The organism is Pseudomonas cistanchae (assembly GCF_054483635.1).
Genome location: NZ_JBTLWN010000001.1, coordinates 1155804 through 1170243, shown reverse-complemented (window position 1 = coordinate 1170243; position 14440 = coordinate 1155804). Strand labels below are relative to the sequence as shown.

The 14440-nt window shown below is 63.6% G+C and carries 11 protein-coding genes and 1 pseudogene; 5 read left to right on the top strand and 7 right to left on the bottom strand.

Annotated elements, in window-relative coordinates:
* Positions 1-84 precede the first annotated feature (84 nt).
* The 4 genes and pseudogenes from ACX0MV_RS05345 to ACX0MV_RS05330 all read left to right on the top strand — a co-directional run.
* Positions 85-1094 (top strand): annotated as a pseudogene (locus tag ACX0MV_RS05345) (response regulator); the annotation flags it as partial.
* 6 nt (positions 1095-1100) lie between these two features.
* Positions 1101-2009 (top strand): putative 2-dehydropantoate 2-reductase, encoded by a 909-nt coding sequence (locus ACX0MV_RS05340; RefSeq protein WP_458981437.1) that lies wholly within the window; start codon positions 1101-1103, stop codon positions 2007-2009.
* A 48-nt stretch (positions 2010-2057) separates the two neighbouring features.
* Positions 2058-4073, top strand: a complete 2016-nt coding sequence (locus ACX0MV_RS05335) for a sensor histidine kinase (RefSeq protein WP_458981436.1) — start codon at positions 2058-2060, stop codon at positions 4071-4073.
* A 2-nt stretch (positions 4074-4075) separates the two neighbouring features.
* Positions 4076-4660, top strand: coding sequence for a cob(I)yrinic acid a,c-diamide adenosyltransferase (locus tag ACX0MV_RS05330; protein WP_458981435.1), 585 nt, complete (start codon positions 4076-4078; stop codon positions 4658-4660).
* A 203-nt stretch (positions 4661-4863) separates the two neighbouring features.
* Here ACX0MV_RS05330 and ACX0MV_RS05325 read toward each other — a convergent pair whose 3' ends face one another.
* The 7 genes from ACX0MV_RS05325 to ACX0MV_RS05295 all read right to left on the bottom strand — a co-directional run bounded on the left by ACX0MV_RS05325 (position 4864) and on the right by ACX0MV_RS05295 (position 13871).
* Entirely contained in the window at positions 4864-5757 is an 894-nt protein-coding gene (locus ACX0MV_RS05325; protein WP_458981434.1) for an RluA family pseudouridine synthase, read from the bottom strand.
* Between the two features lie 66 nt (positions 5758-5823).
* The gene (locus ACX0MV_RS05320; RefSeq protein WP_458981433.1) at positions 5824-6939 is read right to left on the bottom strand and encodes an HPP family protein; all 1116 of its coding nucleotides are present in this window, start codon (positions 6937-6939) and stop codon (positions 5824-5826) included.
* Between the two features lie 64 nt (positions 6940-7003).
* The gene (locus ACX0MV_RS05315; protein ID WP_458981432.1) at positions 7004-7960 is read right to left on the bottom strand and encodes a Nudix family hydrolase; all 957 of its coding nucleotides are present in this window, start codon (positions 7958-7960) and stop codon (positions 7004-7006) included.
* The gene (locus tag ACX0MV_RS05310; protein ID WP_458981431.1) at positions 7957-8589 is read right to left on the bottom strand and encodes a glutathione S-transferase family protein; all 633 of its coding nucleotides are present in this window, start codon (positions 8587-8589) and stop codon (positions 7957-7959) included. The genes ACX0MV_RS05315 and ACX0MV_RS05310 overlap by 4 nt, the downstream gene beginning before the upstream one ends.
* Before the next feature lie 127 nt (positions 8590-8716).
* Positions 8717-9934, bottom strand: a complete 1218-nt coding sequence (gene argJ, locus ACX0MV_RS05305; protein ID WP_458981430.1) for a bifunctional glutamate N-acetyltransferase/amino-acid acetyltransferase ArgJ — start codon at positions 9932-9934, stop codon at positions 8717-8719.
* 156 nt (positions 9935-10090) lie between these two features.
* Positions 10091-12826: a preprotein translocase subunit SecA gene (secA, locus tag ACX0MV_RS05300; protein ID WP_458981429.1), complete on the bottom strand. Its 2736-nt coding sequence runs from the start codon at positions 12824-12826 to the stop codon at positions 10091-10093.
* A gap of 118 nt (positions 12827-12944) precedes the next feature.
* Positions 12945-13871: a peptidoglycan DD-metalloendopeptidase family protein gene (locus ACX0MV_RS05295; RefSeq protein WP_458981428.1), complete on the bottom strand. Its 927-nt coding sequence runs from the start codon at positions 13869-13871 to the stop codon at positions 12945-12947.
* Positions 13872-13951: 80 nt separating this feature from the next.
* Here ACX0MV_RS05295 and ACX0MV_RS05290 point away from each other — a divergent pair, with 80 nt between their 5' ends.
* Positions 13952-14407 carry a DUF721 domain-containing protein gene (locus ACX0MV_RS05290; RefSeq protein ID WP_458981427.1) on the top strand — a complete coding sequence of 152 codons (456 nt, stop codon included), beginning with the start codon at positions 13952-13954 and terminating at the stop codon, positions 14405-14407.
* Positions 14408-14440: the final 33 nt, after the last annotated feature.

Sequence of the window (14440 nt, the reverse complement as noted above, 5' to 3'; positions counted from 1 at the left end):
TCCAGATAGACGGCGCGCCAGGTCACGAACGAGACACGCCTGGCTTGACGGTAAAAAAACGCGGCCATTATATATCCGCAGAGACGAACGCTGTCTGGCCCCGTACCAGACCCTTGTGACTTATCCAGCGAGCCTGCCCCATGCCCAACCCCCATCTCAGCATCCTGGTGGTGGACGACGCCAAGTTCTCCAGCGCCATGATCGGCCGTGCCTTGAGCCAGGCCGGTTATCAGGATGTGCGCTTCGCCAACAGCGCTGCCGAAGCCATCAAGCAGCTCGAACAACGCCCCGCCAGCGTGCTTCTTGCGGATTGGCTCATGCCCGAGATGGACGGCCTGGAGCTGACCGGACGGGTGCGCCAGCTCGACGAAACCGCAGACCATTACACCTACGTGATTCTGCTGACCGGCAAGGAAGGCGAAAACGTGCTGGCGGAAGCCTTCGACCGTGGCGTCGACGACTTCATCAGCAAAGCGGCAATGAACGAGCAACTGGTGCCGCGCGTCTATGCGGCCGATCGGCTGTGCAACAACCTGCAACGCTTGTTGCAGGAGAATCGCCTGTTGACCACCAACGTCGCCAACCTGGAACAACGCAACCTGGTCGACCCGCTCACCGGGCTGGGCAATGCCCGTTATCTCAAGCAGAAGCTGGTCGATTGTCTGCGCCAGATCGAATCCCGCGGCGGCGCCCTATGCTACCTGCTGATCGGCTTGCAGGAAGCGGAAAAACCTACACCGCAGGCCCACAACGAATTGCTCCACGGGGTCGCGCGGCGCTTGCAGCAGCTGGTGCGGCCGATGGATGTGCTGGTGTCCCTGGACGACACCCACTTCGCCCTGATCACCCTGCTGGAAAACCTGCAGGAATGCTCGCCGAGCAGCTTCAAGCGCCTGCACGAAGGGCTGAACCTCAAGGCATTCAAAACCAGCGAAGGGTTTATCAGCCTCAAGGCCGGCATCTGCCTGGTCGGTCTCGATGCACGGGCGCTGCCCATCGAGCCGCAGCACATCATTGAGCATGCCGAGAAACTGCTGCCCGAGTCCTACTCCAGTGGCCGGGTCGCTGCCATGCGCCTGCCGCTGCCGCACTAGACGGCCATGTGGCATATCCTCGGTGCGGGCAGCCTGGGCATGCTCTGGGCCGCGCGCCTGGCCCGCATCGGTCTGCCGGTGCAGCTGATGCTGCGCAACGAGGAGCGCCTGGCGGCTTACCGTCAGGTCGGCGGTGTGACGCTGGTGGAAAACGGCCAGACGAGCCGCTATCCGCTGCCTGCGCAAACCCTGGATAACCCGGCGCCGATCCAGCGCCTGCTGCTTGCCTGCAAAGCCTATGACGCCGAAGCCGCGGTGGCGCAGATTGCCCCGCGACTGATGGCCGGTGCCGAGCTGATCCTGCTGCAGAACGGCCTGGGCAGCCAGGCGGCCGTAGCGGCGCAGGTGCCAGGGGTACGTTGCATCCTCGCCTCGAGTACCGAAGGTGCCTACCGCGACGGCGACTGGCGCGTGGTGTTCGCCGGTCACGGCCACACCTGGCTCGGCGACCCACTGGCGCTCGAACCGCCCCCTTGGCTGGGCGAACTTTCACGCAGCGGCATCACCCACGACTGGAGCCTGGATATCGTCGGCCGGCTGTGGCGCAAACTGGCGTTGAACTGCGCGATCAACCCGCTGACCGTGTTGTACGACTGCCGCAATGGCGGGCTCGACGAGCATCCCGCCGAGGTCGCCACCCTGTGCCTGGAACTACGTGAGCTGCTGCACACCTGCGGGCAGGCGGCCGCTGCCGAAGGGCTGCACGACGAAGTGCTGCGGGTGATTCACGCCACCGCGGCGAACTATTCGTCGATGCACCAGGACGTCGCCCACGGCCGTCGCACCGAGGTCGCCTACCTGCTCGGCTACGCCTGCGCCGCCGCCCAGCGTCACCGATGCACGCTGCCCCATCTCGAGGCGCTGCACCGCCGCCTGCTCGACCACCTGCACGCACGCGGATTGCCCAGCCAATAAAGCGCGCGTTACCCTGCCGGCTCATTTCAAACAGCGATCACGCCTGCCATGCACCTGCGCCAACGCCTCGAAAACCTGCCAGTCGGCCGCAAGCTGCTCGCCGCGCTGCTGGTGCTGTTGGCCACCGTGCTGCTGGTGGCCAACCTAGCGTTTATCAGCGCGGCCTACTGGATTTCCCAGGAGAGCGTGGCGCCACAGGCGCTGCATACCTTGGGCCGGCTGATCGCCAGCCCCGAATTGAGCGAGCCGGCATTGCGCTCGGCGCAGGCCGCGCAGACCCTGCTCAAGCGACTGGATGATTACGCGCCACTGCGCGCGGCGGTGATCTACGACAGCAATGGCCTCAGCCTGGCGCAGTTACAACGCGGCGGTAAGCTGCGTCTGCCGCCACGAGTCGATCTGGTCGAGAATTGGCGTCACAGCGAGTTTCGTACCAACCAACTGATCGAACTGCCCCAGCGCAAGGGCCCGCCCGGCCACCTGCTGCTGGTTGCCTCCAGCGAACTGCCCGGTGTGTTCTACACCGGCACCTTGAGCGCCAGCCTGGCGATTCTGGCGATCAGCGTGGTGCTCTGGCTGATCGTCCAGCGCCAGGTCCGACGCCTGATCACCCGGCCCATTCGCCGCCTCGAAGAGCTGTCGCGCCAGGTCACCCGCGAGGAGAACTATGCCCTGCGCGCGCGGCGCGGCAACCGCGACGAAATCGGCAGCCTGGCCGATGCGTTCAACACCATGCTGGTGCGTATCGAAGCCCGCGAGCAGCAGCTCAAGCGCGCCCGCGACGATGCCCAGGATGCGTTTGACCAGGCCCAGACCCTGGCCGAGGAAACCCGCCATTCCAACCGCAAGCTCGAGCTGGAAGTGCAGGTGCGCAGCAAGATCGAGAAAAAGCTCACGGGTTTCCAGAAGTACCTCAACAGCATCATCGACTCCATGCCTTCGGCGCTGATCGCCCTGGATGAGCAGCTCTACGTGGCGCAGTGGAATCAGGAGGCCAGCGCCCTGTCCGGCACCCCGCTCGAGTCCGCGCTGAACCAGCCGGTGTTTCTCGCCTTCGCCCCGCTCAAACCCTTTCACGCCCACATAAAGCGCAGCATCGAGCAGCACAAGGTGGAAAAGATCGAACGGGTAACCTGGCAGAAAGGCGAGGAGCAGCGTCACTACGCCCTGACCTTCTACCCGCTGGTGGGCGGCAGCGGGCGCGGCGCGGTGATCCGCATCGACGACATCACCCAGCGCCTGAACCTCGAGGAAATGATGGTGCAGTCGGAGAAGATGCTTTCCGTCGGCGGGCTGGCCGCCGGCATGGCCCATGAAATCAACAACCCGCTCGGCGCCATCCTGCATAACGTACAGAACATCCGCCGGCGTTTGTCGCCGGAGCTGGAAAAGAATCGCCAGCAAGCCGAGCAGATCGGCGTCTGTCTGCAGGCAATCGACAGTTACCTGCAGGCGCGCGAAGTGCCGCAACTGCTCGACGGTATCCAGCAGGCCGGTACCCGCGCGGCGAAGATCGTCAGCCACATGCTCAATTTCAGCCGCATGAGCGACCGCCAGCTGGCGCCCTGCCAACTGACGACGCTGATCGATCAGGCGCTGGAAATCGCCAGCAACGACTTCGACCTGACCGACAGCTTCGACTTCAAGAGCCTGCGCGTGGTCCGCGAGTTCGACACCGAACTGGCGCCCGTGCCGGGCACCGCCAACGAACTCGAACAGGTCCTGCTCAACCTGCTGAAGAATGCCGCCCAGGCGATTCACCAGCGCGAAGACGACGCCCCCGGGCAGATCACGCTGCGCACCCGGCGCCAGGGCCACTGGGCGGAAATTCAGGTCGAGGACAACGGCGTTGGCATGCCCGAGTCGGTGCGCAAGCGAATTTTCGAGCCGTTCTTCACCACCAAGGAAGTCGGCCAGGGCACGGGGCTCGGCCTGTCGGTGTCCTACTTCATCATCACCAACAACCACAAAGGGCAGATGGAAGTGCAGTCCAAACCCGGCCAGGGCACCTGCTTCACCGTGCGCCTGCCGCTGACGGCCTCCGTCGCCGACACAGGTCAATGAACATGGGCTATCGCCTTTCGAAGATTTATACCCGTACCGGCGATGCCGGTGAAACAGGCCTCGCCGATGGTCGTCGGGTAGCCAAGGACCACCCGCGCGTAGAGGCTATGGGCGAGCTGGATACGTTGAACAGTCACCTTGGCCTGCTGCTGGCCGAGCTGGCCGAACACGAATCAACGTGGCCGGGCCTGGGCGAACTGATCGAGGTGCTCGGGCCGTGCCAGCATCGCCTGTTCGACCTCGGCGGCGAACTGGCGATGCCGGAGTACCAGGCATTGCAGCCCCAGGAAATCGAGCGCCTGGAAGCAGCCATCGACCGCTGGAACGACGAGGTCGGCCCGCTGGAAAACTTCATCATGCCCGGCGGTTCGCGCCTGATCGCCCAGGCCCATGTCTGCCGCAGCCTGGCGCGCAGCGCGGAACGGCGCTGCCAGCACCTGAATGCCCAGGAACCGATCCGGGCGACCAGCCTGGCCTACGTCAACCGGCTGTCCGACCTGCTGTTCGTCGCCGCGCGGCTGATCGCCAAGCGTCAGGGCGTCGATGAAGTGCTCTGGCAGGCAGCTGCTAAAGAACAACAAAGCTAACCCTGTAGCCGCGTAGGGTGGATGACGTTGTTTTCATCCACCATTACGGGTTGGTGGATGGATAAAGCGCCATCCACCCTACGGCTGTGGCAACCCGCCGCGAAAGATTCACAACGCTAAGCATGTATCCGCGTAGGGTGGATGAGGCTGTTTTCATCCACCATTACGGGTTGGTGGATGAAAGCTCCATCCACCCTACGACTTCAGAGCAGACTAAGCTGGCTTTCGAATACGCGCCGCTCACCGGTTAGCGGGTCGATAAAGCTCAGCCCCTTGGCTAACAGCTTGAGCGGTTTGCTGTAGTCATCCGGCGCATCGGGAGCATCGGTGACCTCGGGATAGAAAGGATCATTGAGGATCGGCGCGCCCAGCGCGGCCAGGTGCACGCGCAGCTGGTGCTTCTTGCCCGTGACCGGATACAGCCGATACAGCCAGTGCTCGCCGAGGCGCTGGGCGACCTCAATGCGGGTTTCGGTATTGGCCTCACCGGTCACTTCCTGCATGCGGAAGAACGGCTCAGCGGCCTCCAGCCGCGTCGCCCGTTGCAGCGGAAAATCCAGCTGGGGCAAAGCCGCCGCCAGCGCTTCGTAGCGCTTGTGCATCTTCCGCTCGCGAAACAGCGCCTGGTACTGGCCACGACTACGCGGGTTGGTGGAAAACAACACCAGGCCTGCGGTATGTCGATCGATCCGGTGCAGCGGCACCAGGTCGGCACTGCCCAGGCGCTTGCTCAGGCGCGCCTGCAAGGTCTGCTCGACGTATTCGCCCGCAGGCATCACCGGCAGAAAGTGCGGCTTGTCGGCCACCAGCAGGTGCTCGTCGATGTGCAGCAGGTTTTCCTCGAACGGTATCGGCGTCTCAGCCGCGACCTCGCGGAAATAATGGATTTTCAGGCCCACCCGGTAGGCGTGGTCGACGCCGATGGGAGCGCCCTCGGCGTCCAGCACCCGGCCACGGGCGATGCGCGCCAGCCAGACCTCACGCGCGATGGCCGGAAAATGCGCGCACAGGCAATCGAGCACGGTGGCCCAATCGCCCTGGGGCAGGTGCAGGGTGCTGGGGCGCATGTTGGAAGGGGAACGGGCATCAGCGCTCATGGGCGGCCTCGATAACAGCAGACGGCTATTAGGCCGCAGCCGTGGCGCCGGGTCGAGCACCGGGTATCAGGCGCGACGCACCGACCAGCTCGACGGGTAGCTTTCCAGCGACATGCGAAACAGCGCTGCGACCAGATCCGACTGAGTAACGATACCGAGCACCTGGTTGTGTTCATCCACAACCGGCACCTTGTGCACATTGCTGTCGGACAGCACCTGGATCAGGTAGGTGATCGGCCAGTCCGGCCGGCAGGTCGGGGGCTGGCGACGCATCAGCTGGCTGACCGGCTCGGTGCTGACCTGCTGTTCGCGGAGCAGGTCGTGCAGATGCAACATGCCGAGCAGCTCACGCCGGGCGTTGATCACCGGCAGCGCGCTCAACTTGTGCTCGCGCAGCTGGCGCAACGCTTCGCCAGGCAGAGTCTCCGGCGGCACGCCGCGCACGTCCACGGACATGATGTCGGCGCAGCGGGTCTCGCCGAACCGGCGCTGGTAGGCCCTGGCTTCGGTCTGCAGGAGGATTTCCTCCAGGTCGTCACGGGCGATATCGAGTAGCTCGCCGCGCGCTTCGAGCACCGCGTCGAGGTCGGCCGGGGTAAAGCCCAGGCGATCGCGCGGAATCGGGTCGGCGGTTTTATGGACGTTGCCGTGATCGATCGGACGATGCGGGTAGCGCCGGCGGAAGGCGTTGTTGAATACCAGTGCGATCAGCAGCAGGCCCAGCGAGTTGAGTGCCACCGGGTAGAGCGCGAAGTGAAAACCCAGCTGGGCGATATCGTCGCCAGCCAAAACCGCGGTGAGCGCCACCGCGCCGCCCGGCGGATGCAGGCAACGCAGGGCGAACATCGCACCTATCGCCAATGCCCCGGCCATGGCCGCAACGGCGGCGCCGTGGCCCAGCCAGGTCGCACAGGCCACCCCGACCAGCGCAGCGACCAGGTTGCCGCCCATCACCGACCAGGGTTGCGCCAAGGGACTGGCCGGCACCGCGAACAGCAGCACCGCAGAAGCGCCCATGGGCGCGATCAGCCAGGGACTGGCATCGCCCAGCGCCTGGTGACACAACCAGCCGGTGAACAGCAGGCCAAAAAAGGCGCCGACACAGCTGAGCGCCTGCTCGTTGAAGTTGACCGCCACGGGCGCGGGCCAGAAGGCCCTTACCCAGTCTTTGAAAACATCCACCGCCGAATCCGCCATCACGCACCATTTAGGGGCGCGAACTATACCGTCAGCAGGCGCAATGCCGTCAAGCCAACGTCGCCGATGACGGCCAGAACGCGCGGATGCCGGCGACGCCCTGGGCCCCGACCTGGCGAGCGCGTGACAGGTCGTCCGGGCCGACGCCGCCAAGCAGGTAGACCGGCCGGTTGACGTTCTGCAGCAACTCGCGGGTCAGATCCCAGCCCAAAGCCTGCGCATCGGGATGGGTCTGGGTTGCCTGCACTGGCGACAACGTAACGAAGTCGACATCCATCTGTGCCGCCAGCGCCAGCTCCTCGGCGTCATGGCAGGACGCCGCCAACCAGCGCTGCGCCGGCAACGGCCGACCCATGGCGGCGTACTTGCGCAATTGGGTGGCGGTCAGGTGCCACCCGGCTGCCGGAAAGTCGCCCAGCCACTCCAGCGGCCCTTTCAGCATCAGTTGCGCCTTGCCCGCGCACAGCCCCTGGATGTCCACGGCCAGGTCGCGATACTGCGCATCGAACATCGAGGGCGCGCGCAACTGGATCAGGCAAATGCCGCTGGCCAGCGCCGCCCTGACGCCCCGCAGCAGCTCCGGCCCGTCGAGGTCTTCAGGGGTGATCAGGTAGTGCTCGGGCAAACGTGCCGCCGCCACCAGCGGTCGGTTGGCCGCCGGAAACTCGTAATCGCTCAGCTGCCTGGGGCTTACCCAGGCGAGGGGCTGGCCCTCGGCGCCATAGGGCTCACCGCTGAATGCGCTGACTTCCCACACGTCCAGCAGCACGCGCTTGTCCGGGTAGTCGTGGCGCACTTGAATCAGTGGTCGCGCACGCGTTGGCTGGATGCCCAGCTCCTCGTTCAGCTCACGGGCCAGAGCGGTCTCGACCGTCTCCCCCGCTTCCACCTTGCCGCCGGGAAACTCCCACAGCCCACCCTGGTGCTGATCGTCCGCTCGCTTGGCGATCAACACACGGCCGTCTGCCCCCCGAATGACCGCTGCGGCAACATGCACGACTTTCATCCGAGCTGCTCCGCCAGGGCCGCCTGGTACCAGCGCTGAAAGGCCGGCCACTGGTAGATGGCCTCCACATAGGCGGCGGCATTGTCAGGCAACTCCACCTGGTAGCTGCGCAGCCGCGCGGCCACGGGTGCGAAGAATGCGTCGGCCAGGCTGAGCTGACCGAAGAGGAACGGGCCGCCCTGACCGAACTGGCTGCGGCACTGGTTCCACAGGGCGCAGATGCGCTGGATATCGGCTTGCACGTCCTCCGGCACCTCGGCCAGCGCCTGGTTGCGCTTGAGGTCCATCGGCATATGGCTGCGCAGCGCGACGAAGCCGCTGTGCATCTCCGCGCATGCGCTACGCGCCAGTGCCCGGGCATAACGCTCGCGTGGCCAGAGGTGGGCTTCTGGGAACTGCTCGGCCAGGTACTCGCTGATCGCCAGGGAATCCCATATCGGGCCTTCAGCGGTTTTCAGCACCGGCACCTTGGCGGTGGGCGAATGCGCTTGCAGGCGCGCACGGCTGTCGGCCTGGTAAAGCGGAACCAGGGTTTCCTGGTACGCCGTGCCCGTCAGCTCGATGGCCAACCAGCCGCGCAACGACCAGGACGAGTAGTTCTTGTTGCCGATGATCAGGGTCAGAGACATGCGCTGGGCTCCAGGTAAGTTGAGTCGCGGGGTGTCCGCCAGACCTTAAGAGGCACCCGCAGCAATAGCAAATTCCCATTGCTCATAGCCCCATGAACAACGGGAATGGACGCTTGTAGACCGCGGATCAGGTGCGGTATTCGGCGTTGATCTTCACGTACTCGTGGGACAGGTCGGTGGTCCAGATGGTCTCGCTGCAGGTGCCGCGGCCCAGCTCGATGCGGATGGTGATTTCAGCTTCGGCCATTACTGCGGCGCCCTGCTCCTCGGTGTAGCTGGCGGCTCGGCAACCCTTGCTGGCAATGCACACCTCACCGAGGAACACGTCGATCAGGCTGACATCCAGTTGCGCCACGCCGGCACGACCGACCGCGGCCAGGATGCGCCCCCAGTTCGGGTCGGAGGCGAACAGCGCGGTCTTGATCAGCGGCGAATGCGCGACCGCGTAGCCGACGTCCAGGCATTCCTGGTGCGTCGCCCCCCCATTGACCTGCACGGTGACGAACTTGGTCGCGCCCTCGCCGTCGCGCACGATGGCCTGGGCAACCTCCATGCACACCTCGAACACCGCCTGGCGCAAGGCAGCAAACAGCGCGCCGCTGGCCTGGGTGATCTCCGGCAATGCAGCCTGGCCGGTAGCGACCAGCATGCAGCAATCGTTGGTCGAGGTATCGCCATCGATGGTGATGCGGTTGAACGACTTGTTGGCGGCATCGCGCAGCAGGTCCTGCAACACACCCTGGGCGACTTTGGCATCGGTGGCGATATAACCGAGCATGGTCGCCATGTTCGGCTTGATCATCCCGGCACCTTTGGAAATGCCGGTTACGGTGACCGTCACACCTTCGTGCTGGAACTGCCGGCTGGCGCCCTTGGGCAGCGTGTCGGTGGTCATGATGCCGGTGGCGGCCTCGGCCCAATGGTCTTCCGCCAGATCGTCCAGAGCAGCCTGCAGGGCGCCCTCGATCTTTTCCACGGGCAATGGCTCACCAATCACCCCGGTGGAAAATGGCAGTACCGCACTGTCGTCGACACCCGTCAACCGGGCCAGCGCGGCGCAGGTGCGCGCGGCATTCTGCAGGCCAAGCTCGCCAGTGCCTGCGTTGGCGTTGCCGGTGTTGGTCAGCAGGTAGCGTACGCTGCCCAGCACGCGCTTCTTGGCCAGGATCACCGGCGCGGCGCAGAACGCATTGAGGGTGAACACCCCCGCCACGCTCGAGCCTTCGGCGCAGCGCATCACGACGATATCCTTGCGCCCTGGACGCTTGATACCGGCCGAAGCGATGCCCAGCTCGAAACCTGGAACCGGATGCAGGGTAGACAGCGGGCCAAGACCAACAGCCATAGAGATCGCTCCTCGTTGGATGACAGGAGTACCCACCTGGGTACGCTCGAATTCGATGCTAAAACGCCGCGAGCGGCTAAGCCGTTCGCGGCGCTGGGTGGGCAGAGCCAAGCATAGCCAGACTCATGCCCCAGTTCGCAGTGCTAGGTCACTGGCTCAGGTCAACTGGCCATGGCAATGCTTGTACTTCTTGCCCGAGCCACAAGGGCAAGGCTCGTTACGACCGATCTTCTGTTCGGTGCGCACCGGAATGGCGGCAACCGCGACATCCCCTTCCTCGGCCTCGGCATCCGGCTGGGACAAGGCCGACGCTTCAGCGTGCTGGAACTGCATGCGCTCGGCCATGGCTTCGGCCTCGCGACGCAGACGCGCTTCTTCCTCGACCGGGTCTTCGCGGCGCACCTGCACATGCGACAGCACACGGATGGTGTCGCGCTTGATCGAATCGAGCAATTCCTGGAACAGGGTGAAGGACTCGCGCTTGTATTCCTGCTTGGGGTTTTTCTGGGCGTAACCGCGCAGGTGGATACCGTGGCGCAGGTGGTCCATGGTTGACAGGTGGTCTTTCCACAGGTCGTCGAGCACGCGCAGCAGAATCTGCTTCTCGAAGGTGCGCAGCGCATCCGCGCTGGCCATGTCTTCCTTCTCGTTGTAAGCCGCGATAAGCGCTTCGAGAATGCGCTCGCGCAGGGTTTCTTCGTACAGCTTGTGGTCGTCGTCGAGCCACTGCTGAACCGGCAGCTTGATGCTGAAGCTGCTGAACAGCGCGTCTTCCAGACCGGCGATGTCCCATTGCTCCGGCAGCGATTGTGGCGCGATGTACTGGTTAATGGTGCCGTCCAGGACTTCCTTGCGGAACTCGCTGATGGTCTCGCCGATGTTGTCCGCCGCGAGCAGGGTGTTGCGCATGTGATAGATCACCTTGCGCTGCTCGTTGGCCACGTCGTCGAATTCCAGCAACTGCTTGCGCATGTCGAAGTTGCGACCCTCGACCTTGCGCTGCGCCTTTTCGATGGCGTTGGTGACCATGCGATGCTCGATGGCTTCGCCGGCTTCCATGCCCAGGGCCTTCATGAAATTCTTCACCCGATCGGAGGCGAAGATGCGCATCAGGCTGTCTTCCAGCGACAGGTAGAACCGGCTGGAACCCGGGTCGCCCTGACGACCGGAACGGCCGCGCAGCTGGTTGTCGATACGCCGCGATTCGTGGCGCTCGGACGCGATCACATGCAGACCGCCCGACTCGATGACCTGCTGGTGACGTTTCTGCCAATCGGCCTTGATCTGCGCGATCTGCTCGTCGGTAGGGTTCTCGAGGTTGGCAACTTCGACTTCCCAGTTGCCGCCGAGCAGGATGTCGGTACCGCGACCGGCCATGTTGGTGGCGATGGTCAAGGCGCCAGGGCGACCGGCCTGGGCGATGATCTCGGCTTCCTTTTCGTGGAACTTGGCGTTGAGCACCTTGTGCTCGATGCCTTCTTTTTCCAGCAGGCGGGACACGTATTCGGAGCTTTCGATCGACGCGGTACCCACCAGAATTGGCCGGCCCTGGGCCATGCAATCCTTGATATCGGTAACGATGGCGGCGAACTTCTCTTCCTGGGTGAGGTACACCAGGTCGTTGTAGTCCTTGCGCGCCAGGGCTCGGTTGGTCGGGATCACGATCACGGCCAGGCCGTAGATCTGATGGAATTCAAAGGCTTCGGTGTCAGCGGTACCGGTCATGCCGGACAGCTTGTTGTACAGGCGGAAATAGTTCTGGAAGGTGGTCGACGCCAGCGTCTGGCTTTCGGCCTGGATCGGCAGCCCTTCCTTGGCTTCGATGGCCTGGTGCAGGCCTTCGGACAGCCTGCGGCCCGGCATGGTGCGGCCGGTGTGCTCGTCGATCAGCAGCACCTGATTGTTCTGCACGATGTATTCGACGTTGCGGTTGAACAGCTTGTGCGCGCGCAGCCCCGCATACACGTGGGTCAGCAGGCCGAGGTTGTGCGCCGAGTAGAGGCTCTCGCCTTCGCCCAGCAACCCAGCCTGGCTAAGCAGCTCTTCGACGAACTGATGCCCCGCCTCGTTCAATTCGACCTGGCGGGATTTCTCGTCGACCTTGTAATGGCCTTCCTGCGTCACCACGCCTTCTTCTTCCTCGACGTGCAGCTTGAGGCGCGGGATCAGTTTGTTGATTTCGATGTAGAGTTTGGAGCTGTCCTCGGCCTGGCCGGAGATGATCAGCGGGGTACGGGCCTCGTCGATAAGGATCGAGTCGACTTCGTCGATCACGGCGAAATTCAGCTCGCGCTGGAATTTCTCGTCCAGGCTGAACGCCATGTTGTCGCGCAGGTAATCGAAACCGAATTCGTTGTTGGTGCCGTAGGTGATATCGGCGGCGTAGGCGGCGCGCTTCTCGTCCGGCGGCATGAATGGGGTGACGATACCCACTGACATGCCCAGGAATTCATACAGCGGGCGCATCCAGTTGGCGTCGCGGCGCGCCAGGTAGTCGTTCACCGTGACCACATGCACGCCTTTGCCAGACAGTGCGTTGAGGTACACCGCCAGGGTCGCCACCAGGGTCTTGCCTTCACCGGTGCGCATCTCGGCGATATTGCCTTCATGCAGAGTCATGCCGCCGATCAGCTGTACGTCGAAGTGACGCATGCCCATCACGCGTTTGCCGGCTTCACGGGCTACCGCGAAGGCTTCCGGCAGGAGCTGGTCGAGGGTTTCGCCTTTCGCCAAGCGAGCTTTGAATTCATCGGTCTTGCTGCGCAGTTGCTCATCCGAGAGGGCAAGCATCTGCTCCTCGAAGGCATTGACGGACTGAACCGTCTTGAGCATGCGCTTGACCTCACGCTCGTTCTTGCTTCCAAAGAGTTTTTTCAACAAAGGCGCAAACATATCGACAGGCTCTTCCACGCGTGATGGATGGAGGACAACTTGAACAGTTGCCCATGCAGCCTGATGGCTGCGTGCAAAGGCGGCATTCTACCCGGAAACGCAGATGAGGAAAGCGGCGTTATTCGACGTCGCTGACTCGGGCGATGAAGCTGGCCGGGTTGACCAGACGGCCTCCCTTGCTGACTTCGAAATGCACGTGGTAGCCACTGGAGCGTCCAGTGCTACCGACTTTGGCGATGGTCTGGCCGCGCTGCACCAGATCGCCGACCTGCACCAGATTGCTCTGGTTGTGGGCATATAACGTGACATAGCCATCGGCATGACTGATTTCAACGGTGTTGCCATAACCGCTGCGGCGCTCCGATGCAGTGACCACACCGGCGGCAACCGCCACCACGTCGCTACCGGCCTTGGCGGCGAAATCCACACCCTTGTGCACGCTAGCGCGCCCGGTGAACGGGTCGGTACGCCGGCCGAATGGCGAGGACATGTACCCCTGACGGACAGGCCGCCCGGCCAGGTATTCGGCTTCGTCGAGCTGCCGACTGGCGAGCAGCTGTTCGAGCACTTCGAGCTGCTGCTCGCGGCTATCGAGCCTGACCGCAAGTTCGTCCAGGGTGCTGATAAAAGAAGGGGGCTCGTACGCTGCGCTGTCGAACAACTCTTCAGGGCCGCCCTGACCCACATCGAGGGAAAAGTCGAACTCGCTTGAATCCAGTTCCGCCAGCTCGGTCAGGCGCTCGCCGAGCGCATCCAGGCGGGTCAGACGCGCCTGCAGTTCGGCAACGTGCGCAGCAAACGCATCCAGCTGGCGTTGCGCATCGAGCCGCACCGCGCCCACTTCGGCCCGTTGCTGATCGAGCGCCTGGGTGACTTGATCGCTGTTTTGCAACTGGGGGGTCTGTGGCGCCCACCAGGCGCCAAAGGCCACCCCGCCGCCCAGCGCCAACGCAACCAGCACCAGCATCGCCGCCAATAGCCAACGTAGATCGAGACTAAGCGAGCGAGCGGCACCGTGACGGCGACTGAGTAGAATGATGTGCATGGATTCCCCTTTGGGTGGAAGCCAGGTCAGTAGCAGGGATTCTGCTACCATGGCGGCTCCACTTTGTCAGGCGTCCTGCCATGTCGTTTCGTCCGTTGCCGGCCAAGGCATCCGCCGCGCTGCTGCGCGAAGCGAAGCCCTTGAAAGCGCTGTTCAATCAGGCTCAACGCCTGGATCAACTGCAACGCCTACTGGAAAGCCAACTGCAACCCGCTGCCCGTGAACACTGTCATGTAGCGTCCTGGCGTGAAGGCTGTTTGCTGTTAATCGTCACCGATGGCCACTGGGCCACACGCTTGCGCTACCAACAAAAACGCTTGCTCAGGCAACTTCAGTTGCTCGAAGAGTTCGCGACCTTAGCGAAAATACACTTCAAGGTGCAACCGCCGACTGTCGAAATACGTGCAACCAATCGCACTATCAGCCTGTCGAATAGCGCCGCCGAGAACATCCAGGCAACTGCAGATGGCGTGCGCGACCCCAAATTACGCGCTGCGCTGGAACGTCTGGCCAAACATGGCAAACCCAGCGAATAGAGCACCACCGCAAAAAAAGAAGCCACCCGAAGG

Coding starts and splice junctions, on each gene's coding strand:
- ACX0MV_RS05340 (WP_458981437.1), top strand. CDS start 1,101: ATGTGGCATATCCTCGGTGCGGGCAGCCTGGGCATGCTCTGGGCCGCG.
- ACX0MV_RS05335 (WP_458981436.1), top strand. CDS start 2,058: ATGCACCTGCGCCAACGCCTCGAAAACCTGCCAGTCGGCCGCAAGCTG.
- ACX0MV_RS05330 (WP_458981435.1), top strand. CDS start 4,076: ATGGGCTATCGCCTTTCGAAGATTTATACCCGTACCGGCGATGCCGGT.
- ACX0MV_RS05325 (WP_458981434.1), bottom strand. CDS start 5,757: ATGAGCGCTGATGCCCGTTCCCCTTCCAACATGCGCCCCAGCACCCTG.
- ACX0MV_RS05315 (WP_458981432.1), bottom strand. CDS start 7,960: ATGAAAGTCGTGCATGTTGCCGCAGCGGTCATTCGGGGGGCAGACGGC.
- ACX0MV_RS05310 (WP_458981431.1), bottom strand. CDS start 8,589: ATGTCTCTGACCCTGATCATCGGCAACAAGAACTACTCGTCCTGGTCG.
- argJ (WP_458981430.1), bottom strand. CDS start 9,934: ATGGCTGTTGGTCTTGGCCCGCTGTCTACCCTGCATCCGGTTCCAGGT.
- secA (WP_458981429.1), bottom strand. CDS start 12,826: ATGTTTGCGCCTTTGTTGAAAAAACTCTTTGGAAGCAAGAACGAGCGT.
- ACX0MV_RS05295 (WP_458981428.1), bottom strand. CDS start 13,871: ATGCACATCATTCTACTCAGTCGCCGTCACGGTGCCGCTCGCTCGCTT.
- ACX0MV_RS05290 (WP_458981427.1), top strand. CDS start 13,952: ATGTCGTTTCGTCCGTTGCCGGCCAAGGCATCCGCCGCGCTGCTGCGC.